Origin of the sequence: Paenibacillus paludis (genome assembly GCF_042610515.1) — a bacterium.
Classification (GTDB): Bacteria; Bacillota; Bacilli; order Paenibacillales; family Paenibacillaceae; genus Paenibacillus_AQ.
Genome location: NZ_JBGJZP010000002.1, coordinates 578,416 through 603,387 on the forward strand (window position 1 = coordinate 578,416; position 24,972 = coordinate 603,387).

The window sequence follows — 24,972 nt, forward strand, 5'->3', positions numbered from 1 at the left end:
ATCATTCCACCATTTCCAGATCTTCTGATCGGAGAAGCGATACATTGCTGCATTGATGCATTTGCAGCTTAGGCAGCTTAGCCGTCTGTAGCTGGATACGGTCCAGCGAGAGACTGTCGGCATGCCTAAGAACAATTCCCCGCTCACTCACCGCATGGAAATTCTCGACGCTCAGTCCGGCGAGCGGCATCTCCGGCAGGCCATTCACGAGCAGTGCGGTTGCCGCTCCATGGCAGACGATGTTCTTCAAGGCAATATTCCGGAACTGCGGGGTCGCCTCGGTAACCGGGAAATGCTGCTCATTGTATCCTTCCGACCCTTCAACACCCTCATAGAACATGTGGAAAGACACGGCTTCATGGAGAATGCCGCTCATGCGGATGTTCTCCATGACAATATCCTCCACTACGCCGCCTCTTCCCCGGGTACTTTTGAACCGCAGGCCGATGTCCGTGCCGATGAACACACAGTCGCTGACTCTGACTGCATGCACACCGCCGGACATCTCGCTGCCAATTACCACTCCGCCATGCCCGTGATAGACCGTACAGTGACGGATCGTAATATACCGGCAGGGCATCCCCAACCTGCGGCCTTCTTCGTCTTTTCCCGACTTCAGGCAAATCGCGTCATCGCCCACATCGAAACTGCAGTGCTCGACAAGAGCGTGCGTGCATGATTCCAGATCGAGGCCGTCCCCGTTCTGCGAATACCACGGATTGCGCACCCGGATATTCCTCACGGTAATGTGCTCGCAGCCCAAGGGATGAAGACACCATGCCGGAGAATTCTGGAAGGTCGGCCCTTCCAACAGCACCCGCCGGGAATTCCGCAGGCTGAGCAGCGCCGGACGGAGATACGCGCGGGCAGGCAGATAAGCCTCCATACCCGTCTCCCCGCTCTTCCGCAGCATTTGGCAGAGCGCCTCTCCCTGCATGGCTTCACGGGAAGGCCACCAGATTTCACTCTTGTAATCAAGCGCTCCCCCGGAAGCGGTCAGACTGTTCCACTGCAGTTCCGTCATCTTGAACCGCTTCACCGGACGCCAGCCCTCACCGCTGCCGTCGAAGATTCCTTCCCCTGTAACGGCCACATCACTCAGGCCCTCTCCGTCCAGCGGAGCCTGGCAGCGCCAGCCGGACTTTCCCTCGAAATGGGAAGAGAGCAACGGATATAGAGCGGGATCGGGGTCAAACAGCACTAGCGCGCCCCGCTCGGCACAGAGATTAATCCGGCTGCGCAGAGTAAGCGGCCCTGTACGCCAAAGGCCGGGAGGAATCACCACCTTGCCGCCTCCGGCAGCTGCGCAGGCATCCAGTGCAGCCTGAATGGCGGAGGTGCACAGCGAAAGTCCGCCGTCTTCCGCCCCATAATCTGTAATCGTGAAGGTCCGTGCCGGAATCTGCGGAAGCTCGGGCAGGGCATAATCGACATTGTTGCGATTGCCACTCATTGAACTGTACCTCCCAATCTATTCGAGTCCTTCATAGCTGAACCAGCCAAAATCGGCGTAATTGGCGCTTTCCGCGCCTTGGGAACTGGCATACATGCCGAGATAGGCCCCTGTAAAACCGCCCGCCAGATCTGTGCTGAGCACTGTTCCGTCCGCTTTCCCGCATAGTCCTGTCCACTTGTCGCTTTCGGAGCTTCTATAATAGAAGCTGTAGTCCTGCCCCTTGGCTTCCACCTTCAACTGCACCTTGTCTCCCGGATAAGGCACCGAAGCAAGCAGCTGTTCACTGCCGCCGCGGCGTTCGATCAATTGCAATGCCGGCTCCCCGGCCTCCAGCCCCAATTCACACCGGAAGTGGTAGTCCGCATTCTGGAGCAGCACAAGTCCGGCAACTTCACTTTCGGCGGCGGGTTGGAACGTCATATCCACCGCCGCCCTGAAGCTGAGATGCTGCTGGCGTCTTCCGACATAAGAGGGATTGCCGATTTCCGAGAGACGCTCCGGCTTCAGGCGCAGCCGCAGGAAGCCCGGATGATCACTCAGGCTCCAGAATTCACCGCGCGGCGTGCGCAGGAAGTTCCAGACCGGTGCCAGCTCTGCTCCTTCAAAATCATCGCACGCAGGCAGCTGCGGCCATGTCGTTTCCGGCAGGTCCGGAGCTGGCGATTCAAACTCCAGCACCCCTTTGCCGGGGTTCACCACAGGCCATTCATTCTCCCAGGCCACCGGTGTCAGGAACGTTTCACGTCCGAGATTGCGGTAATAGCCGCCGCTGGTCCGTGAAGCTAGGCAGAACATCCACCAGTCTCCATGCTGCGTCTCGATCAGCTCCCCATGGCCGACATTGACGATCGGATAGGCTCTGCCGAGATGGCGGTGCGTCAGAATCGGGTTGGCTTTGTGGCCTTCATAGGGGCCGTTCACGCTCCGGCTTCTGGCAATCGTAATCGCATGGGTATGTCCGGTCCCGCCTTCGGCAATCAGGACATAATACCAGCCGCCGATTTTGTAGATATGGGGTCCCTCCTGCGCGTGGGCCACCTTGAGTGCGCCTTGCCAAATGCTATGCTTCGGTCCGACCAGCCTGCCTTGGCCCAGGTCAATCTCCTGCAGCCAAATATCCATATGCTTCGGATAATCCTGCCCTTCGGGCGGAACACGGTTGCCGGTGTAGTACACTTTGCCGTCTTCATCGAAGAACAGGGACGAGTCGATGCCGGGAGCATCCTCCAGCCAGACGGGGTCTGACCAGTCTCCGGCCGGATCCGTTGCTGTCACATAGAAATTATGCTGATTCTTATCATTGTCGACATACGTCGTGATCATATAGAAGATACCCTCATGAAAACGGATTGTCGGTGCCCAGATTCCCATGGACGGAAGGGTTTGATCCAGATTAAGCTGGGACGGGCGGTCCAGCACATGACCCAGCTGGCGCCAGTTGACCATATCCTTGCTGTGGAAGATCGGAACACCAGGGAAAAACTCAAAGCTGGACGTCACAAGGTAATAATCTTCTCCCACACGGATGGCCGAGGGGTCAGGGTAAAATCCCGGCAGCACCGGATTACGGAATGTTCTCAACACAGAAGTCCTCCTTCAAACGAACGAATTGTAAGCACCACCAATTATAGTTCGTACAAGTTCAACTTTCTTGCATTTTCTATGTTCTATTTCTTCATTTTTATACTTTCATGCTCAATTCTCAATCTTTTACCGCTTGTCAATGAAACGGTTGTCCCTCTAGAATGGGGATACTAGGATTTACTTAAAGGGGCGATCATCTTGGGAAAGAAAAAGAAGCTGTATACCCGCTTTTTTATGAGCCTGACCCTGATTTCGGTAGGCTGCATTCTTGTTCTGGCCGTCGTGATCTTCTACCTGTACCGGAATATATCCATAGATAATGTCAACAAGGCGAACCAAAATGTGCTGCTGAATACTGAAACCGTTTATATGAACTATAAAGAGATTGTCCAGAACTACACCATGGACTTCTATGCGAATCCCAACATCAACGCGCTGATGATGAACGGGGATACGAGCTGGAGCGACCAGCTCTACAGTGCCCTTAGCCAGATCCGTGGCGCACTGGTGGTCAACCAGTATTTGGAGAATGCTTACATCTTCGGCATGAATGAACCTGTCGCGATGTTCGAGAACTTGCCGCTTAGCCCCGAATCCAAGCTGGAGCTGTTTCAGCGGATACAGACCAGCCGGATCGTCGAATCTCCGTTTCTGTGGAAGGCCACTTTGAACAATGGAACCCCCGTAACCCTGCTGACCGTCTTCTATAATGACCGTGCTTTTGCCAGCAGTGAGTATTACGGCGCAGTAGCACTGACCGTTAATCTGGGCAAGCTGCAGAACAATCTCTTCACGCAAAAAGAAGGCGAAGTCACGCGTTACGCTGTGCTTGACGGAAATGCCGATGTGCTGATGCACAGCGCACTCTCCGGCAGCCCCTTAAAGGCGGACATGCTGAAGCAGGTCGTTGCCTCCACCTCTGAGAGAGGCTCCTTTGTCTACAGGGGTACCGGAGAAGCGCAGCTGATTACCTATATTTATTCCGCTAAGGACAAGCTATGGTTTATTTCGGAGACATCCTATAAGGACAGCATCCGCGACATTTCAAATGCCCGCAATCTGATGATCAGCCTGTGCCTGGCTCTCATGCTGGCTGCGGCGGTAAGCGCCAACCTGATCTCCCGGCAGATCTACAAACCCATCGGGCGGCTGTTCGGCAATATTGTTCACCTCTCCGGCAATGAAGAAGCGCTGAAGACAGGCGGTGATTTCGACGCCGCAAGCCTCGAACTGGAGCAGATCGGTGTCAAACTGGTGCAGCTAAAAAAAGAAAGCGACGACAGTGCCTTGATGCGCTGGCTGCTCTCTCCCCGTGAAGCCTCTGACAATGGCGATACGCCAGTGATGAGCATCGGTGATCCCGGAGGGGCCTACTGTGTATGCGTGCTGGCCATAGTGGAACCTGGACCGGCAGCAGACACCTTAGAGTCCGGCGGAGAGGGCATTGAGGTGATTCGCACCGCATTCAGCGGGCTGGCGGCGGTGCAAGCCTTCCGGCCGCATGAGGGAACCGCCGTACTCGTTCTCAGTGAACTTCACAGCGGCAGCTTCGGAGATTATGCCTTGTACCGCGGCAAATGGGAAGAGATTGCGGCCTCTCTTCCTGAAATCGGTGTCCGCTGCGCGATCGGGATCAGCGGGTTCTCGAATGATATGGGCCTGTTGAGAAGCAAATATAATGAAGCAACAGAGGGTCTGCAATATATTAAATTTCATGAGCGGCAGAACATTATATTTGCCGATGATACCATCCATCTGAACAGCAGTCCGCTGCCTGACAGTGCCCTTGAACCGGTGCTGCTGGCCGTCAGGCAGAGTGATCAGGCGGCCCACATCCCGCAGGCAGTGGAACGGCTGCTGGCCGTGGCCTGCAGCTACCGTGCGGAATCTGCCAATATCGCTTTATCGAGGCTTGCCTTTGAGCTGAGCCGCACAGCCGAACTGAGTGCTAACACCCGGCACTCCGGCTTTCTGGACGATTACCAGCGGATCCGGCACATCCAGAGCTATGACAAGCTGCGAAGCTGGATTGAGGAGTGCTGTTACACCGCCCTTGAGCGGATTGCCAGCATGAGTGCTGTACAGACCCGGAATATTGCCACTGAAGCTATTAGCTATATCAGGGAGCATTATACGGATCCCGGGCTGTCCCTGAATGCCCTTGCCGAGAAGCTGTCGCTCAGTCCCGCTTATCTCAGCAGGCTGATTGCCGAAGAGGTAGACAGCAGCTTCCCCGATTTCATCAACCAGCTGCGTCTTGAGCGGGCGCAATCACTGCTGGTTACGGACCTGGAGATGGATATCCGGCAAATTGCGGAGAAGGTAGGGTATAACAGCAGCACCTATTTTACAACCCAATTCAAAAAACGTTATGGAGTTACACCCTCCAAATGGAGAATGAATCATATTCTGCAATCCAAGTAATCCGAAGGGGATGTCTCCGGCTGCCATAGAGCAGCCGGGGGCATCCCCTTTTGGTGTAGACCGCCTGCATCACTCGGGCCTCCACAGTACGGATTTCACCCTCAAATGGGGCTATTCCTAGCCTAAAAAGCAAAAAAGTGCTGCTTTTTTGCTTTTTTTAAGCCTACACATTCCGTTTTTTTAATTTTTTTTCGTTTATTATGATAGCGTTTACATTGATTTCGGCTTTATGCTTTGCCTTGTAGAACATGCTCCTGGAACACGGGACAGAAATGATAATGCTACTTTAAAGGAGTGGACGATTAATGAGCCAAGAGGCTATACCGGAGACCACGGGGCGGCACAGTCTGAAGACCCGGACGGCCAGAAGCCGAAGTTTCCGCAAATCTCTAAGGAAGGACAGCTCGCTGTATCTGCTCGCACTGCCGGGCATCGTCGTGTTGATACTTTTTGCGTACCTGCCGATGAGCGGACTGATTCTCGTCTTCAAAAACTACAACTTTAACGACGGGATCTTCGGCAGCCCCTGGGCAGGATTCTCCAACTTTGAGTTTTTCTTCTCCAGTATGGAGGATGCCCTCAGGGCGACACGCAACACGGTAATGTTGAATGCGCTTTATATGCTGACGGGCACGTTTTTTTCGGTGGCGATCGCTATCATCTTGAACGAGCTGCGCAGCAAATGGTTTATCAAGGTAACGCAGAGCGTGATGTTTTTCCCCTATTTTATTTCGTGGATTATTATCGGAGCGATTCTCTTCTCCCTGCTGGATTATGACAAGGGTATTCTCAACCAGCTCTTCCATTCGCTTGGACTTGCCCAAGTCGACTGGTATTCCAGCCCCTGGCTGTTCGTTATCATCCTGGTGCTGGCGAATATCTGGAAAAGCGCAGGCTACGGAGCGATTATCTATTATGCGGTGCTGCAGGGAATAGATCCCTCCTATTATGAAGCAGCGCGGATCGATGGCGCCTCAAGATGGCAGATCATTACCAAAATCACGCTGCCGATGCTGATTCCGTCCATCATTTTGATGACACTGCTCGGGATTGGCGGCATGCTGAAAGGCGATCTTAGCATGATTATGGGGGTAACCTTCCTGAATCCGCTGTTACTGCCCACCACCGATATTATTGATGTGTATGTATACCGTACAGCCATTCGTTCCGGCGAATTCGGCTTCGCTTCAGCCATTACCCTCTATCAATCCGTCTTTGGTTTCCTTCTGGTGCTTGTGGCCAACAAGCTGGCCGGCTGGTATGACAAAGACAGCAAACTATTTTAGGAGGCCGCAAGATGCCAACTACCGACAGCAAAGGGCTGCTCATTTTCTTTTATTTCTGTATTGCCATATTCTCGGTCATTTGTCTCGTGCCGTTTGTTCTGGCTGTATCCGGCTCATTATCCACCGAAGCGCGAATCGCTGCGGAAGGCTACTCCTTCTGGCCCCGGGGCTTCACTTTTGAAACCTATGAATTTCTGTTCGGCTCCAAGGCGCAGCAGATTCTGAAGGCGTATTCCATGTCGGTGATCGTTACAGTGCTGGGTACTCTTTCCGCAGTGCTGGTTACCACTGCCTATGCCTACGTTATTTCTGTCAAAAGCTTCCGGCTCAAAAATGTCTTCGCCTTCTTCGCTTACTTCACCATGCTCTTCAGCGGAGGCACCCTGCCGTGGTATTTACTGAGCACCAAATATTATCATCTCGGCGACACCCTGCTCGGCTTGTTCGTGCCTTATCTGCTGAGCGTGTTCCTGATGTTCCTGATGGCCAACTATTTCCGCAGCATTCCGCATGAAATTGTTGAATCGGCGGAAATTGACGGTGCCGGTCACCTGCGGATCTTCTTTAGTATTATGGTTCCTCTAGGCCGGGTCGGACTGGTCACCATCTCCCTGTTCTACGCGCTGCAGTTCTGGAACGATTTCTATCTGCCGCTGATGCTGGTGTCTAATCAGGATCTCTATACGATCCAATATTTGATGTACAACATGATGGCGAACATCCAGTTCCTGGCTTCCGGCAACGCCGCACAGGTCGGGGGCGCAATTATTGCTCCGCCGCTGGAGACGGCCAAAATGGCGATGACCTGCCTGACCGTCCTGCCGATCGCCATATTGTATCCTTTTCTCCAGCGCTTTTTCGTCAAAGGTATTGTCGTGGGTTCGGTCAAAGGCTGATTCCCCGCCAGACTTTGCCCTAAATTGGATTGCACCAGGCTAATGCTCCCCTGCTTCAACTTGTTGTACAATGGGACGTAAGGGAGCACTGCCATTGCAATATAGCTTCAAGCATATTGATTCTATTTCAGGAGGGTTCATCATGAAAAAGAAAAAAGGTTGGTTAAGTTTGCTCCTGTCCGTTGTATTCTTGTTAAGCGCCTGCTCCCAGGGCAACAATGAAAGCGCTAACTCCACTGCAGGAACCGGAAGTGAAGGTACAAGCCCCTCTGCGGGCAGCGATAACAAAGCAGGCAACGACCTGGCTCCCGCCAAGCTGAAAATTGTGCTGTACGGGGATGAGTCGAACCGGATGAAAGCATTGGGCAAGTCGGAATTCCATGATGTGATCAAGAAAGAAATCAATGCCGAGGTGGAATTCCAGTTTCTGCCCTGGACCGAATACGGCGGAGGCAAAACTGACCTGATGTTGTCCACGGGAGAGGATTTCGCCACTTATACCGATAGCAATTATATGGTCAAATCAGTCGCCAAAGGGCTGTATACCGATCTTACCCCTTATGTGGATGCCGCACCTGACCTAAGTAAAAATGTTGACGAGGCTTCCTTTAGCGCCTTCCAGCTGGACGGCAAGCAATATGCAATCCCTGTCGGCAACAAGCCGAATTCCGCAGAATTCTACAGCGTGCTGGTCAGACAGGATCTGCTGGAGGAGGCCAACATGACCAAGGTCACCTCGCTGGCAGAGCTGGAGCAGTTCTATGACAAGGTCCATGCCATTCATCCGGAGCTGATCGGTTATGCCTCCACAGATGCCCGCAGAATGCTGCAATATGATTACACGGACAAGAATCTGTACTGGCAAAATGATTTCATTGCGCTTGATGAGTCTGCTAAGGACGATCAAATCATCAGCTGGTTTGAAAGCAAAGAATTCAAGAGCTATGCCAAGCTGATGCACGGCTGGTATGAGAAAGGGATCATCCCGAAATATGCCGCCACCAATGTCCCGCAGCTGCAATCCGACTGGAACTCCGGCAAAGCAATGTTCTGGGCCGGTACGGCAGCGCGTCCTTTCGAGGGTGCGGCTACGATCTCGCAAGCGGTGCCTGAAGCCAAGCTGGTTAACTATTTCCTTGGCAGCGGCCGTCCGAAGATCAGCCGTGGCACCTACAGCAGCGCCTTTTTCGTCTCCGCCGCAGCGAAGGACCCGGAACGCTACGTGATGTTCTTCAACCTGCTGCAAAAAAATCAGGAGCTGTATGACCTGTTCGCCTACGGCATTGAGGGAACCGACTTCTCTCTGGATGACAAAGGGCGGCTCACGAAAATAACCACCGATCCGCTGATTCCCGACTGGCTGCTGATGAACAAAAATTTCATCCGCTTCGACAACACGGTGCCGGATGATTTTATCGCCGGATATAAAGCCTGGGATGACGGGGCAATCATCTCCAAAGGTGCAGGCTTCAACTTCGACAATACGCCGGTCAAGAATGAAGAAACGAAGCTGAACGGAGTATTTACCGAATACCTCGCGCCAATCGGCAGCGGCTTCAGCGACTATGAGTCCGCCTACCCTAAAGCGCTGGAAAGACTGAAGGCAGCGGGAATTGACAAATATATTGCCGAATATCAAAAACAGTTCTCGGAATGGTACGCCAAGCAGCAGTAAATAGCCTAGCTAACACCGGAAAATAGTGATGGCTTGCAAAGCAAAACCAGCGTGCCCCCTATCATACGGGAGGCACGCTGGTTTTCTGTATTCCGCTAGTTAGTTAAAGTCACGTTCGCATTTTTGCTATTTAATGCTCTTACCAGTGAACAGCGATGTTCTCGCTTTTACCAGGTCGGTATATTGTTTCTCCATCTTCTCTGCACCGGCTTTGTTCAGCTCTTCGATAAATACATCGTAGATTGTATCAAATTCGGCTGTTTTGGCAAGAACCGCTTCCGGAATCCGCTTGCGAACAATATCCTGCGTTTTTTGATAGATGACTTGATAGTCTCCATCCGTTGGGACCTGCATGTTGTATAGTGCTCCCCATTCTTTGACCGGGAATTCATCTTCCCCGGGAAAGAGGTCTTTCCAGGTTTTCGCATTGTAAGCGGCCAAAGTCTCCTTCTCCGCATCCGAGTAACTGGCAACAATTTGTTCCGGGAAGTTTGTAGTATAGTAGTTGCCTGTAGAATCCTTAACGCCATCTCCGTAACGGACTCCAAAGATGGAATACAATCCGATACCTGATTGCATGGTGAAATTCGCCGCGTCATTGACCTTTTGTTTGAGAATAGCGTCAGGTATGACACGTTTCCCATTCTCAACTTGATATTGTTTACCTTCTACCCCCCAGTTTCTCAGCACTTGACCTTCTTCAGAGGACAGCCAGTCAATGAACTTGATAGCGCGGACCGGATCTTTACAGGCGGTTGTGATACTGATTCCATATCCGTCAACCCCGATGGACTGCATGGCGTGATCCTTATACTGCTCACCCATCGTAACCGGGAAATGCGCGTAGGTATAATCATCTTTGCCTGCGGCTTTCAACGCATTCTCCGCGTCCTGATATTCCCATTCGACAGAGGTGAGGCCCAGTACCCGGCCGCTGGAGATTTTGGCTTTATACTGGTCGTCTTGTTGAACAAAGGAATCTTTGTCGAGCAGTCCTTCATTATACATATGATTCAACCAGCGGAAGTACTCTTTTTCTTCCGGACGTTTATAGTGAAGAATCGCTTCATAGGTGTCCGGGTCCACATAATATTCACCGTCATTTGCTCCTCCTGTTGTGGCGGCAGCCTGATTAGTTACAGTAATCATAATCTTCCAGTCGTCTGCATTCAGCGTTAGCGGAAGGGTCGGCTGTCCGTCCGTTGTCGGATGCTTGACCGTATATTCTTTGAGTACGTTTTCAAAATCCTGGACCGTTTTGATCTGCGGATAGCCCAGCTCCTTCAATACCCGATGTTGAACCTGAAAACCGCTGTCTGCATCGAAATACTGCTGGTCCACACCGACATTGGTTGGAATGGCATAAATGGCCTGATCATCATTACTGTATCTCATCCGGTTCGTATTTTCGCTCATAACCTTTTTAATATTTGGAGCGTATTTATCAATCAGATCGGTTAGATCAATGATCGCTTCGGCATCCACCAGTTTACCGAGTTCACCTTTGGCGTAAATCAGATCCGGATATTCACCACTGGCCGCCATCAAAGAGATTTTGTCTTGTCCCCCACCGCTGCCCACATCAAACTCCGCATTCAGAGTAACACCCGTATTAGCGGTAATTTCTTTCCCGACATCATCCTGCATTTTGTTCCAGTTCGGGCTGGCATCAGCGCCAAAGAACGTCAGAGTTACCGGGCTCGTATCATCACTGCTGTTCACCTTCTCAGTATTCTCAGAGTTGCTTCCAGAACTGCTGCAGCCTGCCGAAAGGAGCAGCGTGCTTGCCAGAAGCACCGTTCCTAATTTTTTCGGATAGTTTCCGTTCATCTTTCTTGTGTCCCCCTTATACATGATATTTACATCACCTGTTGATTTTCCTGAGCTTCGATTACATTTTATCGTCCATTATGGCTGAAAACCTTGACATTCAGGTCATGCAATAGCATTATTTAGACATTAATTACATATTCTTAGGTGGGAATGGTTTGAGTAATGTATATTTAAGCTGGTTTACAACGGATAAGTATTTTCCCTTTTATATTCAATATGGCGGGCATGAAGAAGACACATCCTTCCACAAACATGTGGATTTTTCCGAGCTCGTAATCGTGCTGAATGGACATGCTACGCATGTTGTCAACCATGAAGAATCCTTTATTAAAAAAGGAAATGTGTTCGTCATTAACGGTGGTACCCCCCATGCCTATAAAGACCCGTACGATTTCAAAATCTGCAACATCATGTATAAGGCCGAAATGCTTAAGTTAGCCGGTCCGGATCTAAGAACCTTGAATGGGTACCAGGCACTTTTTGTTCTGGAACCGTTCTACCGCAGTATTAACTCTTATAAAAGCAAACTGAACATGTCCATTGTTAGCCTGGAGTATGTCTCATCGCTTATCACGGCCATGATCAAGGAATATGATGAGAAACTTCATGGATATCAAACCATGCTTGCCTCCAAGTTCATGGAGCTGGTCGTATATCTGTCCAGACATTATGACAACCAGGAGAAAGGCGTGGACAGCCTGATGCACCTGGCAAATGCCATCTCTTACATTGAAGACCACTATCGTGAACAGGTTACGCTGGAAGAAATTGCGGCTAGATCGGATATTTCCGTCAGGCATTTAAACCGGATTTTCCGGGCCTACTATCTGACAACGCCAATCGCTTATATTCAGCGCCTTCGTTTGGAACAGGCCTGCACGCTGTTAAAACAAACAAATCGTTCCATTACAGAAATTTCCTACGAATGCGGATTTAATGACAGTAATTACCTGACGCGTCAATTCAAAAAAATGTACGGCATGTCCCCCAAAGCTTTTCGAAAACAGAACGTGAGGTGAAGAAATCGTGACATACAAAAAAATCATAGTACAGTTTATGATGGTGACATTTTGCATAGCCTATCTTATGTCAGGTGCTTTGATTGCTCTTGGGCAATTCGGATTTTCGGTTCAATCTTCGATTCAATCTTCGGTTCAATCGTTACAGTACTTTTTGACGAATATTCTTTTTGCAATCTATATTTTGTCGCCCGCTATTGCTTCATATATCGTTCTGAAGAAAAATAACAAAATAGCAGATTTTAAGGAATGGTTGAAAACTGTTTTTTACGCCAAAAATAACATATCTCTCTATTTGTTTGTTGTTGCAGGGCTTGCACTGTATTTTTTGATACATCTTGCAGTTTCAGGCCGCACGGAAATGGCGCTTCCATTTTACATGTTCTTCCTTAACCTGCCTGGTAATCTTTTTATCGGTGGCTTGGAGGAAGCTGGCTGGATGTACATATTGCAGCCTGAGATTGACAAAAAATATGGCTTTGTTTTATCTTCTGTTTCTGTTGGAATCATTTGGGTTTTATGGCATCTCCCTCTCTTCTTCATTCCGGGGACGAGTCACTACGAGGGACTTATTGACTTTTGGATGTTTGCAGTTCAAATCATTGCGTTTCGGTTTTTCTACGGGGCAATCTACAAAATATCAGGAAAAGGCCGTGTGTTTATGTGCGTAATATTCCACACCATGTTCAATGCAGCATCCAACGTCTTTAGCATCCTGCCTATGACTTGGGCGGGAACCATTGCCGCAAATGCTGTGATTGTTCTTGTTTCAATTGTAACCGTTATGATATACGACAAGAAGAACAGGCGAATAGTATAAGCATAATCTTAAGCAATTAAATTCCAATTTAAGAACAGGTCAATAGGACACCAGATATCATAAATTATCTGGTGTCTTGTATTTTTATACAATAACTGAATAAAACAACTATAGAAATGTAGTTTGTCTACAGTCTGAGAGCATCACAATTGATGCTCTTTAATACGTTATTCCTAATAATTCTTTAAGTTCTTTGAGCAATTTAAGATGTTGTTCTTTTGATAGATATACGAGTTCTGTTTTTTTAGGATGTTGTACATTAACATAGCCATACAAAAAAAGCAGCCGGCCTGAATTAGCCGCTGCTCCAATCATTTCTTTGATTTTCAATTTAACCAATGGGTTCATAATCGAACCAATCGAACGACGCCGGGGTTGATTGTCCCGTTGTGGAGGTTGCATACATTGCAATAAATACACCGGTAAACCCTCCTGCAACTTCTGTGCTGAGCAGATGGGTTTCCCCCCACCCCATTTCAATTCTCCCGGATTGCGCTGATTGAAACGACACTGTAAACTTCTCAGGCAGCGCTTGAATTCGCAGTACAACAGGCCCTTCAGGACACTCTTTAGTTTCCTCCACCTTCAATGAACCGACGGTCCGGCGGAAAACGACTGTTTTGCGTCCCTGTATGGATCTTACGGCAAGATCGTAATGATGTTTTTCATCCATATAAATGGTTAACCCTGCTTCTTCTCCGTCATCCTGCGGCTCATATTCCAGTTCAGTTTCTATGTTGGCAGAGAAATGACATAGTCGGCGGCCTACAAATGCGGGAGAGGCTGCTTCATCCAGCAGAGCTTGACGTCCGTGCAGAACCAGATACCCCGGTCGTTCCTGTAACGACCAGCTCCCCTCTACCGGGTTGCGCAAAAAAGACCACTCTAAGCTGAGAAGCGAATCATTGAAATGATCTCTGACGGGCTTCTCCGGCCACAGGACTTCCGGCAGTTCCGGTGCCTCCATGATCGGCTCAATATGCGTATCCTTTCCGATAACCGGCCAACCTTCTGCCGTCCAGGTCACCGGGGCCAGAAACACCTCTCTGCCCAAGTGATGGCCCATAGGATAAGAGGCCGGTCTAATTCCCAGGCAAACAGCCCACCAGCTGCCGTCTTGCGCTTCGATCAGATCCGCATGCCCCGTTGCATGTATCTTGCTGTTCATGCTTCTGTTGGAGAGAATAGGATTATTCGGACAAGGCTCATAAGGTCCATACGGCAGATTGCTTCTGGCGATCGTTTCCATATGACCATACTCAGTACCGCCTTCAGCAATCATCAAAAAATATATACCTTTAATATTGTATAGATGAGGAGCTTCGGGATAAGCGCCGCCTGTCCCCTTCCAGATCAATCGGCTCTCCGTCAGCATCTTCCCGGTTTCAATATCGATTTCGCACTGGTATATCCCGTCCCCTTGGTCGCCGGTCCGGGAAGACTGAAAGTATACGCGGTTGTCATCATCGAACAAAAGGGATGGATCTATGCCGTTTTGGGCAACAGGTATCGGTTCTGACCATGCCCCTTCCGGATTCTTCGTTTTGACGAAGAAATTGCCAATCCCGCTTACATTAGTGGTCACCATATAAAACCAGCCATTATGGTAACGGATCGTCGGCGCAAAGATTCCTCCCGAGCTCCAGGCATTCGCCAGAGGCAGCTGTTCAGCCGTTGTAAGGCAATGCCCGATCTGACGCCAATGAACAAGATCTTTGCTGTGAAAAATAGGCACTCCCGGAAAATATTCAAACGAACTTGTTACTAAATAATAATCGTCACCCGCCCGGCATATACTGGGATCGGGATGAAAGCCGGGTATAACGGGATTGGTATATTCCATCAAGCCGCACTCCTATCCATTTTATCGTTTGCTGCAATTTCCGCATATCCATATTATATTTGCTAACAACCGTACCAAACCTTAATTTTAAAGTCACAGCTTTAGCATGATCTAGACATAACATCCGCTATTTAAGAAACAAAGCCTCCAATTTGAGCTTGGAGGCTTTGTTTTTTTGCTGCACCTTAAATTGAACATATGTTGGTGATGTACCGGACAAATTCGCAGGTGCGGTCAGCGCCAATACTGTGCTTAGCTTCGAAGTTGCTTTAATTCCGTTTGGACCGTTAACGATGGCGTTCCCTTGCTCAGTATAACTGGTTCCTGCCCAATCATGTGACATATCCAGATACTCCAGCCCGGTACCATTTCCTTTCCACGACCATCCGATATAGCCGACACCCTTTTGCTGGGAATAACTCATAATCGTCGCTTCATCAACATCTCCGTTAGTATGTTTTATTCCGAATTCACCGATAACAAGAGCCAAGTTTTTATTCAATACATTGTCTATATTGCTCTTAACCGTCGCAGCATTTCCTCCGGCGTATTCATACATATGGATCGAGAACATCGTATTTTTCAACGGATCCGCATTAAACACCTGTGTTCCATAATCTACTATGGATTGCGGATATTGCCCCCATCCCGCTCCGTCAACCATGATGGTATTTTTGATTCCGGCATTTCTAAGCTTTGGTATTACAGAAATATACCCTTTGGCCCAGTTTGCGCCATCCCATGTGCCGTACCACTCATTCGCTATGTTGAGGATGACGGTTTTTTCTTTTCCGATGAGTGCACTTTTCATTTCAATCCAGTAATTCGCTATATTATCAAGTATTGCTTCACTATCCGAGCCAGTTCCATCATGGACTTCGACGACTACCACCAATTTATTCTGTTCGCACAGGGTGATGAGATTTTGTAGGGCTGCCAGACTGTCTTTCGACCATTGCTGCCCGTCTGAAAGGACAATTCTAACAGTATTTGCACCTGTCTGGGCAATTGCAGGAATGGCAACGGACTCCTGACCTTTGTACCAAGTGTAAGCATGGTTAATCCCTCTCATAACAAATGGCTTTCCGTTTGCATCATATAAAGTTGTTTTAAATTGGCATTAAAATACAAAAAACACTCTCCTCCTTCCTCGTTATCACAAATTGAAAGCGCTCTCTTATTTAAAAAGAGCTCTAGACGCAATATGATCTAATGGTTCCCACAACATATTTGGCATACCACTAAATCAGTGGTTATGAGTACAGAATATTACTTCGTTAGCATAACCGTCAATGGTTTCAATAACACAATTTAAAATACTATTTTAAGCGATTTTACGACAAAACAGCGTAGAAGCAAAGCTTCCACGCTGTTTTATTTGAATTTCATAGAATCAACTTTCGTATATTATTTACTCAATTCTTTCAGAGCTTGCACGCTCAGGGCAGCAAAATATTCTGCTGCAGGAAGCAGCAAGGTCTCATCGGGCGCAAACTTTGGATGATGAAGATTATACGATGCTCCTGATCCGATCATAACAAAGGCTCCAGGAATCGTTTGCAGGTAAAAAGAGAAATCCTCTCCGCCCATCTGCGGGCCTATCTCAAGCACCCGATACCCTTGCTCTTCAGCCACCACGCTCATGAATTCAGACCATCTGGAATCATTTATCGTTGCAGGCGGCCCAGGATACCAGTGCAACTGCGCTTCGGCCCCGGCTGCAGCAGCCAACCCCTGAAGAATCTGATCCATTCTGCGGGGGATTTCCTGCTGAACCGATGTATTTAAAGTCCGAACCGTCCCTTCAAGCACCACGCTTTCCGGAAGCACATTCCATGTATTTCCCCCGCTAATCCGCGTTATGCTCACTACTACAGATTCAAGTGCACTAATAGACCGGCTGCTGATGGTCTGCAAAGCCAGCACAATTTGTGAGGCCAGTACAATTGAATCTGTCCCTTTCTCCGGTGACGCAGCATGAGCTCCCGTTCCCTTGATCGTGATTTCAAACCGGTCTACACCTGCAGTAATTGCGCCAGCCCTCGTTCCCAATTCGCCTACCGCAAGTTCAGGCCAGTTGTGCAAGCCGAAGATTGCCTCAACACCTTCGAGACCTCCTGATTCTATGATCTGCTTGGCCCCATGCCCGGTCTCTTCCGCAGGCTGAAAGAGGATGCGTACAGTTCCAGACAACTCTTCCTCCCGCTCTTTGAGACTATAAGCGGCTCCCAGAATTACTGCTGTATGTACATCATGTCCACAAGCATGCATTTTGCCAGCCACTTGGGAGCTATAGGACAGCCCCGTCTCTTCCTGTATCGGCAGAGCGTCAATGTCTGCACGGATAGCAATGATAGGTGCTTGTCCCGTGCCGATCTGCGCGACAAGTCCTGTTCGCAGTAGAGGCGTATCCAGGACATGGATTCCCGCCTCTTCCAACCAATTCTTCAGCTTGCCTGTTGTCGAATATTCTTCATTGGATAACTCCGGATTTTCATGCAAATCATGACGGATTCCCTGCAATTTCTGCTCCAAATTCTTCAATGCAATCCCTCCTAATGTCTACAGCATAGCCTTATTCCAGATAACGTCCCATTTCTTCCGTATACATATGGATGAACCTAAGGATGATTTTCTGCTCTTCAGGAGAGTAATTGTCAAATTCTTTATCGATATCCGAACTTCTCGTCTCATGTAACTTATAGTGGCCTTCAAAGGCGCCTTGTCCCAGTTCAGTCAGCCTGAAATACACTTCCTTCTTGTTGCCTTCAACCTGATACTTCGAAACAAGACCTTTGGCTTCCAGCTTGGTCAATAATTTGGAAGTAGTTCCTTTGGTAATATTAAGCACATTTGAGATTTCAGTTAATTTACAATCTGGATGGTGACCAATGGCTTCAATCATATGAATTTCGGATAAATACAAGACGACTCCGGGACTATACTCTCTCGGCCTCTTGTTCAGTGTATTATAGACTTCGAACATACGGACCAAGGAGCGGTCCAGCTCAACATGAAATTTCTCCAATCTTTAACGCTCCTCTTGAAATTTTGTTTTCTTACGAAACAATTTCATACTATACGTACTCCACAGGATTCGTCAAACAAAAATTCCAATCTCATGTTGATAGCTGGATCGCGGTATTCTTTATCCTTTCGTAGGCTCAGTAAGTGTCACCCAGCATAGGACGAATACTGATCTCTTCGACGACTGCCTGCGGGCTGAGCTCAAGCATCGTTTCGACGAGCTTGGCTATATCTTCCGAGGCAAGGAATCTGTCCTCCGCAATACCTTCTCCCGGCACTCTTCTTTCAGTAAATGTCGCTCCAGGATGAATGAGAGTCACCCCTACGCCAGACACTTTCAGTTCTTCTCTCAGGCCACGGGCGTAATTGCTCAAGGCTGCTTTGGATATAGCATAGAAAGAGCTGTCCGAACGGAGAGCCGCTGTTGATCCTATGAAAAATATACGCGGGTAGCTTCCTGCCTTAACTGCTGGAAGAAAAGCCTTGACCAAAGCTACATTCGCCAGCAGATTTACCCGCAATATACGATCCAGCTCTTCCACATCAGGCTCAATCAGCGAACGGCTTGCATCATAGAATGCCGCAGCATTAAGCACCAGCACATCCGGCGAGAATGCTTGTTCTTTGGCATATTGGACCAGTTGGCTGATCGAGGACAGGTCCCCGGCATCTGCAGCCAAATACAACGCATCCTCAGGGAGCAGTGCTGCCGCAGATTCGAGATGGCCTTCGTCACGCCCGGATAGGAGCAGCCGATGCCCGCCTGCGCCAAGCCTCCGGCTGATTGCAAGTCCAATTCCTCGGCTTCCCCCGGTAATCAATATATTCATCCTGTCACCTCCTTGGCTATTTGTTGAGATGTGATCTGCTAAATGAAATACTCGGTCTGATCCGCGGGGGGATTATTGATACTGATATAGATCTTTTCCACAATGTTCAGAATCTCGGCATCGTTTCTGTTGCGCGGTCTTTCAAAGGGAACATCGAAGATCTGATGGATGCGTCCTGGACGAGGGCTGAGCAGGACGATGCGTGTAGCCAAATATACGGCTTCAGCCACATCATGAGTAATGAAGAACACCGTCTTCTTCTCCTGTTGCCAGATCCGTATAATCTCATCCTGCAGTGTTAACCGTGTCAGGTGATCGACAGCACTGAAGGGTTCATCCATCAAAATCACTTGCGGATCAGCTACCAGCGTCCGGGCTAAGCCGGCCCGCTGGCGCATACCTCCGGATAATTGATGAGGATATTTATCCGCAAAGCCGCCTAGCCCTACAAGATCAATCGTACGTTCTGCCCGCCCGCGCCGCTCTGAACGGGGAACCCCTGCAATCTCCAGCCCGAATTCGATATTTCGGCGGATAGTGCGCCAAGGAAATAGAGCGGAATCCTGAAATACAACTCCGATATCTCTGCTCGTTCCAGCCTGCACCTTGCCATCCAAAATGATCTCACCGCTGGATTGATTAAGCAGGCCCGCCACGATTTCGAGCAGCGTGCTCTTCCCGCAACCGCTTGGCCCAAGCACGCAGACGAACTCGCCATCACTCACCTTAAGATTTATATTTTTGAGCGCTAAAGTCTGCTCATCATCCACACTGGAGTATTCCTTGTTGATGTTACGGAGTTCAATAGTAGGCATAAGCGCTCCTCCCTGCGTGCTTATTGTTTTGCATATTTTCCAAGCAGCAGTGTCTTCGCAACCTTCTCGGCGAATGAATTGTCTACAACACCGTCAACAGAGATCGCTTCACGCTGCATGCCATATTTGGTTAGCAGATCTTCTGTAACCTGAAGACGCTTCGTGTCGACGATCGGGTTATTTTCCCACAATATGATCTCGGAATTAATGGCCTTCTTAATCGTTTCTTCATCCAGATTCAGATATTCAGCCGCCCAAGGATAGAATTCATCCAGATGAGTCTTGGCATATTCATTCGCATAAAAGTAGACTTCAAGCAGGCGTTCAACGACCTCTGGCTGTTCATCAATCAACTTCTGGCTGGCTACAAGCACGCCTGTCTGATATTCGGGAACAAACTCCCAGGTTTTCGCAAGAACGTGTCCAGTCCCTTCTTGTTCAGCCAGCGTGGCGAACGGCTGGTGGATGATCGTCGCGTCAACCTCGCCCTTCACAAAGGATGCGTAGGCTTCCTGATAAAAGCTGTTCGCCGCATATTCTACATCCTTTTTGTAATCAATGCCGTTCTGGCTAAGAACCTCCTTGAGCGTCAAAGGCATACCGCCTGTGGCTTGACCGGTTCCGATGGTCTTGCCTTTCAGATCTGCCCAAGTCTTGATCTCCGGTTTGGCAATAATCCAGTAGGCCCCCCGGCTTCTCCACATATTGCTGACGATTTTCATCTTAACGCCATTAGCAATGGCAGGAATATAAGTACCGGGGTCACCATCGGCAATGTCCACCTCGCCCGCGCCGAATGCCGCTACAGGATTGGGAATATCCACAATATCAAGATCTATGCCGGCATCAGAATACCAGCCTTTCGCTATTGCAAATTGATTGGCTATCCCGGTCATCCCTTTGGCGAAGCCGGCATTGATTTTGACACGCTCATTGTCGCGGCCCTGCCAGGGAGGTACTCCGTCGGCTGGACTCAAGGACACAGTCTCCTTATTGCCTGTATTCGATGAGGAATCTGCAGAGGTATTACTGGAGGTATTACTGGAATTATTAGTAGATTTATTGCTTGTAGTATTGGATGCAGAGTTAGAACCGCACGCTGCCAAGAGGAGCGATAGGATAAGAATAATGGATAAAAGGCTGAATGTTTTATTAGGCTTCTTCATATGGTTCGCACCTACTCTATTTAGATTGATGTGGGCTCGTAATCCAGCGGCGGCAAGTGATCCGCTCGACAAGATTGACGATGTTCACGAATAAGACGGATAAGATCGTTACGATGATAATAACAAGGTAAAGCCTGGGAGTATTAAGTACGGCTTGAGACTCATTCAACATAAATCCTAATCCGCCCTTGGAGGCAGCCATCTCTGCAAAGACAACGCCGGTAATCGCTGTGGCCGCCGTGATCCGCAGCCCGTTGAAAATGCTTGGCAGTGCCGATGGCAGAAGCACCTTGAATACCGTCTGAGCTCTGCTTGCCTTGAAGACCCTGGCTAGTTTGATATGATCGTTCCGGGTCTGTTTGGCACCTGTAACGGTGTTGTAGAGAATATTGAAAAAACAGAAGAGAATGACCAGCACAACCTTGCTCGTAAACCCGATCCCAAACCAGACGATAAGCAGCGGCATAATCGCTGTCTTCGGGATAGCCATTACTGAGGCTACCAGCGGATCTATCAGCTTCTCCAATGTCGGGAACGACACGAAGAGCACACCAAGTCCGATTCCGGCAACGACAGATATCGAGTAACCTACTGTAACCTCCTTCAGGCTAAGGATCAGATGCGGCCACAGTGTATTTTCTTGAATCGTATAGACAAGCTCATTCCAAATTTGGGTTGGTGAAGCCAGGAAAACTCGACTCACCCAGCCTTTGGATACTGCAAGCTCCATCCACCCCAGCAGCAGTATTACAAATGCGACCTGTACAATAATAATCCAAAGAGGTTTTTGCCCCGTTCGGCCTTTCCTCTCTTTGGCCATACAGTAACCTCCCCTTCTATGCCTGTTTTGTCAGTTGATGTTTGACAGGCAGCCTTAGTTCAAGTGATATAGTGAACCCAGAATCTTCACATATTGCTCCTGACTTCCGGGTTCTCCGGAACTCAATCTTACAAGGAACGGCCGCTGTCCACGGGACTTTAAGGCTTCTGAGGCCGGACCTTCTTCCACCGGCTCCACAAAGCTGAGTAAAGTTCCGTGCAGATCCAGAGTCTGCCGATTGCCCCGCAATATAGGATCATAGGTAACTTCACCCGCGTGAACGCGGAACCATTTCGCCCATTTTTCAACGGTCTCCTGCAGACGTCTCACAGTAAATCCGACCTCTCTAAGCTGGAGAAGTCCACGTTCATGCGGAAGGATTACTCCGGCCTCCTGCAGTTCCAGCTTCCGCTCCGGGTCTTCTCCTTCCCACTGGATGAAGAAGGGAAGCGGAAGTCCGTCTTCAGTGCCGGCTTCTCCTGCGAATAACAGCTTCCACTTTACCAGCGTACCGTCCGGTCTTCTGCGGCTGCATGCCTCCGGCCCGAATACCTCTAGACCTTGACTGCGCAGATGCGCTGCAAGACCTTCAATATCATGGGTACGAAGTGCGATCCTGCTCAGCCCTTCCTGGAATCCATCTTCGGCCAACGTCTCAATCAGACCATAACGGCTTGTCCGTTCTCCAAGCGGAAGCAGACTGTGATCGAATACACCGATCCACTCGATATAGCTTAGATCGAAATAGCTGAGTGCATTATATGTCCCAATTTGTTCATGTCTTCCGCCATGTATGGCATTGATGCCGTAAGGTTTCAACTCTTCAAATACCTGCTCCGGCTGATTTACATAATGAACAATATGATCAAACTTCAATGTGAATCCGATAATGTCCGCCTCCCTTATGCCTTATGGCTTGATAATGATTTTCCCGAAGAATTCACGTTCTTCAATGATGCGGTGAGCTTCCCTGATTTCCTCCAGCGGCAACACTCTGTCAATAATCGGCTTCAGCTTGCGGCTTTGCACAAGCTCAAGCAGAGTGATCAGATCGCCCGCTTCCCAGCCATTGGAACCGATAATTGTAATTTCACGCACCCATATATATCTCAGATCCGTCACTGCTTCATAGCCAGTCGTTGCACCGCAAGTTAGAATTCTTCCCTTGACGGCAGTCGCCTTGATGCTCTGCGGCCAGGTTGCCTTACCGGTATAGTCAACGACGACATCCGCTCCTTTTTTGCCGGTGTAGTTCCAGACTTCTTTCGAGAAATCCGTTGTATTGTAGTTAATGACCAGATCCGCTCCAAGCTCCTTAAGCTTCTCCAGCTTGTCGTCCGATCCGGCAGCAGCTATGACCTTGGCACCGGCCAGCTTAGCGATAAGCACGGCCGCATTCCCTACGCCGCCGCTAGCACCGAGAATCAGGATCGTCTCATTGGCTTGCAGCTTGCCGCGGGTGATCAGCATTCTCCAGGCTGTTCCGTAAGCAATCGGAAGAGCCGCGGCATCCTCGAAGGAGATCTCATCCGGCAGCGGAATCAGATTCTGCGCCGGAACCTTTACGTACTCGGCAAGTCCGCCTGTCAGATCTTCCCCCAGTGCTCCATGGCCCGGGATGGATGGATCAATGAGAACCCGGTCACCAGGCTTGGCATTTAGAACTCCTTCTCCTACCTGTTCCACAATTCCTGAGATGTCCCCGCCAGAGATATGCGGCAGAGGGAGCTTTCTCCCCGGAATTCCCCGCCGTACGAAAATATCAAGATGGTTCAGGGAGACAGCTTCAACCTTAACGACAACTTCCTTCGGCCCGGCTTCAGGCTTCGGATACTCTCCCACAACAACATTATTTCGATCTCCGTGTTCAAGAATAAGTGCAGCTCTCATTGGATATCTTCTCCTCTTAAATTATATTTTGCGTGACTTGCTCTTTTATTCGCGTTCGGTCAAGCTTGCCAGGTCCGGTAAGCGGCAAGGCATCCACGAAGATGACTTTGCGGGGATGCGCATAAGCGGGACCGTTATGGATAAAGAACTGCTTCACTTCATCCTCCTTTAACTCACCGCCCTTGCCTGTCACAATGACGGCTACAGGAACCTCACCCTTCACTTCATGAGGAATAGGCAGGACACAGACATCCTCAATCAAAGGATGCTTCAGGAGAATGTTCTCCACCTCTTTGGGATAGACGTTCTCTCCTCCTACATTCATCATGTCGTCCTTACGACCAACAATATAAATGAATCCATCTTCATCCCTGCAAGCTGCATCGCCTGTCTTCAACCAGCCGTCCGGCGTAATCCTGCGGGCAGTGATCTCCGGGAGATTCCAATACCCGTCAGCTACGCCCGGGTTGTTCACCCAAAGCTCACCGGTTATATTCGGACCGACCTCGTTCTCTTGTTCATCCACAATTCGAATCTTACAGCCCGGCACAGGAATACCTGCAGAGCCTATCCGCTGAATACCTTCCCGGGATTCCAGCACGACGGGCCCCCCTTCGGTAAGCCCATATCCTTCATACATTGGAATTCCTAAGAGCTGCTGTACCTCTTCCAACAGTTCACTAGGCGTATCGGAGGAACCGCATATGCCAAAACGCAAGGATGTAAGATCGAACCCCGGATGTTCTTTCAGATAACTTACTATCATTCGATATAAAGCGGGTACACCCGTCATATATGTACAGCGGTGAGTCTCAATGGCTTTCACGATCTGCTCTGGATCCGCTTTTGGGAGTACGACGGCTGATGCCCCGAGATAGAAAATGGTCTTCATCGTCGTCATCGCATTTTTGTGGTAGAGAGGCAGAGAGATGATCACCCGCGTCTCATCCGTTAAACCTCTTAGCTTCGAGGTAGACTGAACGTTCCATAGCTGCCCCCGGTGAGTTAGCCTGCATCCTTTGGGATTCCCGGTTGAACCGGATGTATAGGGGAGAAAGCAGATCGCCCTCTCCTCTGACGGGTACAGCTCCAGACTTACGGACTGCTGAGGAAGCAACTCATCGTAGGACAGTGCAACGGGAGTTGCTTGTTCATTCACGCTAGCACAGCGTACAAGTATAGAAGCTTCACTGATCTGCTGCACAGCCTGTGCCTTCTCATTCAGTTCATCGTGAAAAATTAGAACCCGGCTTCCGCTGTTGCGGTACACATAAGCTAACGTCTCCGCACCCAGCTTGGCATTCATCGGCACCGGAATAGCTCCGATCGACATCAACCCGAAGCAAATTTCCAGGAACCGGTAATCATTAGTGAACAATATGCTGACACGGTCTTGCGGATGAACACCCAGGTTTAGAAAGAGGTTCCCCGCTTGATTCACACGCCGGGCCAGCTCTGAATAATTCAATGTAATCTGGGGCGTGATCAAGGCAATCTTTGAAGGATAACGTGCAGCAGATTCTTGAATGATGCTCGCAAAATTATACGTACTCATAACTCCTCCCTTTCTAGAGCTGACCTCCAAATA

General features: G+C 49.4%; 19 protein-coding genes and 1 pseudogene. 6 read left to right on the forward strand and 14 right to left on the reverse strand.

Going from position 1 to position 24,972, the window contains the following annotated elements:
* Position 1: 1 nt before the first annotated feature.
* Both ACAN56_RS05915 and ACAN56_RS05920 read right to left on the reverse strand, forming a co-directional pair.
* Entirely contained in the window at positions 2 to 1,453 is a 1,452-nt protein-coding gene (locus tag ACAN56_RS05915; RefSeq protein ID WP_379141141.1) for a glycoside hydrolase family 28 protein, read from the reverse strand.
* A gap of 18 nt (positions 1,454 to 1,471) precedes the next feature.
* Positions 1,472 to 3,037, reverse strand: a complete 1,566-nt coding sequence (locus tag ACAN56_RS05920) for a glycoside hydrolase family 43 protein (RefSeq protein WP_379141142.1) — start codon at positions 3,035 to 3,037, stop codon at positions 1,472 to 1,474.
* 201 nt (positions 3,038 to 3,238) lie between these two features.
* Between ACAN56_RS05920 and ACAN56_RS05925 the strand changes: the two genes are divergently transcribed.
* The 4 genes from ACAN56_RS05925 to ACAN56_RS05940 all read left to right on the forward strand — a co-directional run bounded on the left by ACAN56_RS05925 (position 3,239) and on the right by ACAN56_RS05940 (position 9,321).
* Positions 3,239 to 5,464 carry a helix-turn-helix domain-containing protein gene (locus ACAN56_RS05925; RefSeq protein ID WP_379141144.1) on the forward strand — a complete coding sequence of 742 codons (2,226 nt, stop codon included), beginning with the start codon at positions 3,239 to 3,241 and terminating at the stop codon, positions 5,462 to 5,464.
* A gap of 305 nt (positions 5,465 to 5,769) precedes the next feature.
* Positions 5,770 to 6,750, forward strand: a complete 981-nt coding sequence (locus ACAN56_RS05930; RefSeq protein ID WP_076114481.1) for an ABC transporter permease — start codon at positions 5,770 to 5,772, stop codon at positions 6,748 to 6,750.
* Between the two features lie 11 nt (positions 6,751 to 6,761).
* Positions 6,762 to 7,646, forward strand: coding sequence for a carbohydrate ABC transporter permease (locus ACAN56_RS05935; RefSeq protein ID WP_076114482.1), 885 nt, complete (start codon positions 6,762 to 6,764; stop codon positions 7,644 to 7,646).
* A 142-nt stretch (positions 7,647 to 7,788) separates the two neighbouring features.
* Entirely contained in the window at positions 7,789 to 9,321 is a 1,533-nt protein-coding gene (locus ACAN56_RS05940; RefSeq protein WP_379141147.1) for a DUF3502 domain-containing protein, read from the forward strand.
* A 126-nt stretch (positions 9,322 to 9,447) separates the two neighbouring features.
* Here ACAN56_RS05940 and ACAN56_RS05945 read toward each other — a convergent pair whose 3' ends face one another.
* The gene (locus ACAN56_RS05945) at positions 9,448 to 11,151 is read right to left on the reverse strand and encodes an ABC transporter substrate-binding protein (protein ID WP_379141150.1); all 1,704 of its coding nucleotides are present in this window, start codon (positions 11,149 to 11,151) and stop codon (positions 9,448 to 9,450) included.
* Between the two features lie 158 nt (positions 11,152 to 11,309).
* Here ACAN56_RS05945 and ACAN56_RS05950 point away from each other — a divergent pair, with 158 nt between their 5' ends.
* Complete coding sequence (locus ACAN56_RS05950; protein WP_379141153.1) at positions 11,310 to 12,173, forward strand: helix-turn-helix domain-containing protein; 864 nt, start codon at positions 11,310 to 11,312, stop codon at positions 12,171 to 12,173.
* A gap of 7 nt (positions 12,174 to 12,180) precedes the next feature.
* The gene (locus ACAN56_RS05955; RefSeq protein ID WP_379141155.1) at positions 12,181 to 12,993 is read left to right on the forward strand and encodes a CPBP family intramembrane glutamic endopeptidase; all 813 of its coding nucleotides are present in this window, start codon (positions 12,181 to 12,183) and stop codon (positions 12,991 to 12,993) included.
* Between the two features lie 331 nt (positions 12,994 to 13,324).
* Here ACAN56_RS05955 and ACAN56_RS05960 read toward each other — a convergent pair whose 3' ends face one another.
* From ACAN56_RS05960 to ACAN56_RS06010, 11 genes and pseudogenes are all read right to left on the reverse strand, one after another.
* Positions 13,325 to 14,836 (reverse strand): glycoside hydrolase family 43 protein, encoded by a 1,512-nt coding sequence (locus ACAN56_RS05960; protein WP_379141158.1) that lies wholly within the window; start codon positions 14,834 to 14,836, stop codon positions 13,325 to 13,327.
* Between the two features lie 127 nt (positions 14,837 to 14,963).
* Positions 14,964 to 15,944: pseudogene (locus ACAN56_RS05965) on the reverse strand (glycoside hydrolase family 5 protein); the annotation flags it as partial.
* Between the two features lie 299 nt (positions 15,945 to 16,243).
* Positions 16,244 to 17,380 carry an amidohydrolase gene (locus ACAN56_RS05970; RefSeq protein ID WP_379141160.1) on the reverse strand — a complete coding sequence of 379 codons (1,137 nt, stop codon included), beginning with the start codon at positions 17,378 to 17,380 and terminating at the stop codon, positions 16,244 to 16,246.
* Between the two features lie 31 nt (positions 17,381 to 17,411).
* Positions 17,412 to 17,864, reverse strand: coding sequence for a MarR family transcriptional regulator (locus ACAN56_RS05975; protein ID WP_379141162.1), 453 nt, complete (start codon positions 17,862 to 17,864; stop codon positions 17,412 to 17,414).
* 136 nt (positions 17,865 to 18,000) lie between these two features.
* Complete coding sequence (locus tag ACAN56_RS05980; protein WP_379141164.1) at positions 18,001 to 18,693, reverse strand: SDR family oxidoreductase; 693 nt, start codon at positions 18,691 to 18,693, stop codon at positions 18,001 to 18,003.
* A 38-nt stretch (positions 18,694 to 18,731) separates the two neighbouring features.
* A complete protein-coding gene (locus ACAN56_RS05985) occupies positions 18,732 to 19,508 on the reverse strand; it encodes an ABC transporter ATP-binding protein (protein ID WP_379141167.1) in 777 nt (258 codons plus the stop codon).
* A gap of 20 nt (positions 19,509 to 19,528) precedes the next feature.
* Positions 19,529 to 20,485 (reverse strand): ABC transporter substrate-binding protein, encoded by a 957-nt coding sequence (locus tag ACAN56_RS05990; RefSeq protein WP_379141170.1) that lies wholly within the window; start codon positions 20,483 to 20,485, stop codon positions 19,529 to 19,531.
* Positions 20,486 to 20,690: 205 nt separating this feature from the next.
* On the reverse strand, positions 20,691 to 21,494 hold the full coding sequence (locus tag ACAN56_RS05995) for an ABC transporter permease (protein WP_076114372.1): 804 nt from the start codon (positions 21,492 to 21,494) through the stop codon (positions 20,691 to 20,693).
* 54 nt (positions 21,495 to 21,548) lie between these two features.
* Positions 21,549 to 22,370, reverse strand: coding sequence for a VOC family protein (locus ACAN56_RS06000; RefSeq protein WP_379141172.1), 822 nt, complete (start codon positions 22,368 to 22,370; stop codon positions 21,549 to 21,551).
* A gap of 33 nt (positions 22,371 to 22,403) precedes the next feature.
* A complete protein-coding gene (locus ACAN56_RS06005) occupies positions 22,404 to 23,384 on the reverse strand; it encodes a zinc-binding dehydrogenase (RefSeq protein WP_379141174.1) in 981 nt (326 codons plus the stop codon).
* Between the two features lie 16 nt (positions 23,385 to 23,400).
* The gene (locus ACAN56_RS06010; RefSeq protein WP_379141176.1) at positions 23,401 to 24,939 is read right to left on the reverse strand and encodes a class I adenylate-forming enzyme family protein; all 1,539 of its coding nucleotides are present in this window, start codon (positions 24,937 to 24,939) and stop codon (positions 23,401 to 23,403) included.
* Positions 24,940 to 24,972 lie beyond the last annotated feature (33 nt).

Bases quoted from the DNA above. Each gene is read 5' to 3' on its own strand.
- ACAN56_RS05915 (WP_379141141.1), bottom strand. From the start codon at position 1,453: ATGAGTGGCAATCGCAACAATGTCGATTATGCCCTGCCCGAGCTTCCG.
- ACAN56_RS05930 (WP_076114481.1), top strand. From the start codon at position 5,770: ATGAGCCAAGAGGCTATACCGGAGACCACGGGGCGGCACAGTCTGAAG.
- ACAN56_RS05935 (WP_076114482.1), top strand. From the start codon at position 6,762: ATGCCAACTACCGACAGCAAAGGGCTGCTCATTTTCTTTTATTTCTGT.
- ACAN56_RS05940 (WP_379141147.1), top strand. From the start codon at position 7,789: ATGAAAAAGAAAAAAGGTTGGTTAAGTTTGCTCCTGTCCGTTGTATTC.
- ACAN56_RS05945 (WP_379141150.1), bottom strand. From the start codon at position 11,151: ATGAACGGAAACTATCCGAAAAAATTAGGAACGGTGCTTCTGGCAAGC.
- ACAN56_RS05960 (WP_379141158.1), bottom strand. From the start codon at position 14,836: ATGGAATATACCAATCCCGTTATACCCGGCTTTCATCCCGATCCCAGT.
- ACAN56_RS05980 (WP_379141164.1), bottom strand. From the start codon at position 18,693: ATGAATATATTGATTACCGGGGGAAGCCGAGGAATTGGACTTGCAATC.
- ACAN56_RS05985 (WP_379141167.1), bottom strand. From the start codon at position 19,508: ATGCCTACTATTGAACTCCGTAACATCAACAAGGAATACTCCAGTGTG.
- ACAN56_RS05995 (WP_076114372.1), bottom strand. From the start codon at position 21,494: ATGGCCAAAGAGAGGAAAGGCCGAACGGGGCAAAAACCTCTTTGGATT.
- ACAN56_RS06005 (WP_379141174.1), bottom strand. From the start codon at position 23,384: ATGAGAGCTGCACTTATTCTTGAACACGGAGATCGAAATAATGTTGTT.
- ACAN56_RS06010 (WP_379141176.1), bottom strand. From the start codon at position 24,939: ATGAGTACGTATAATTTTGCGAGCATCATTCAAGAATCTGCTGCACGT.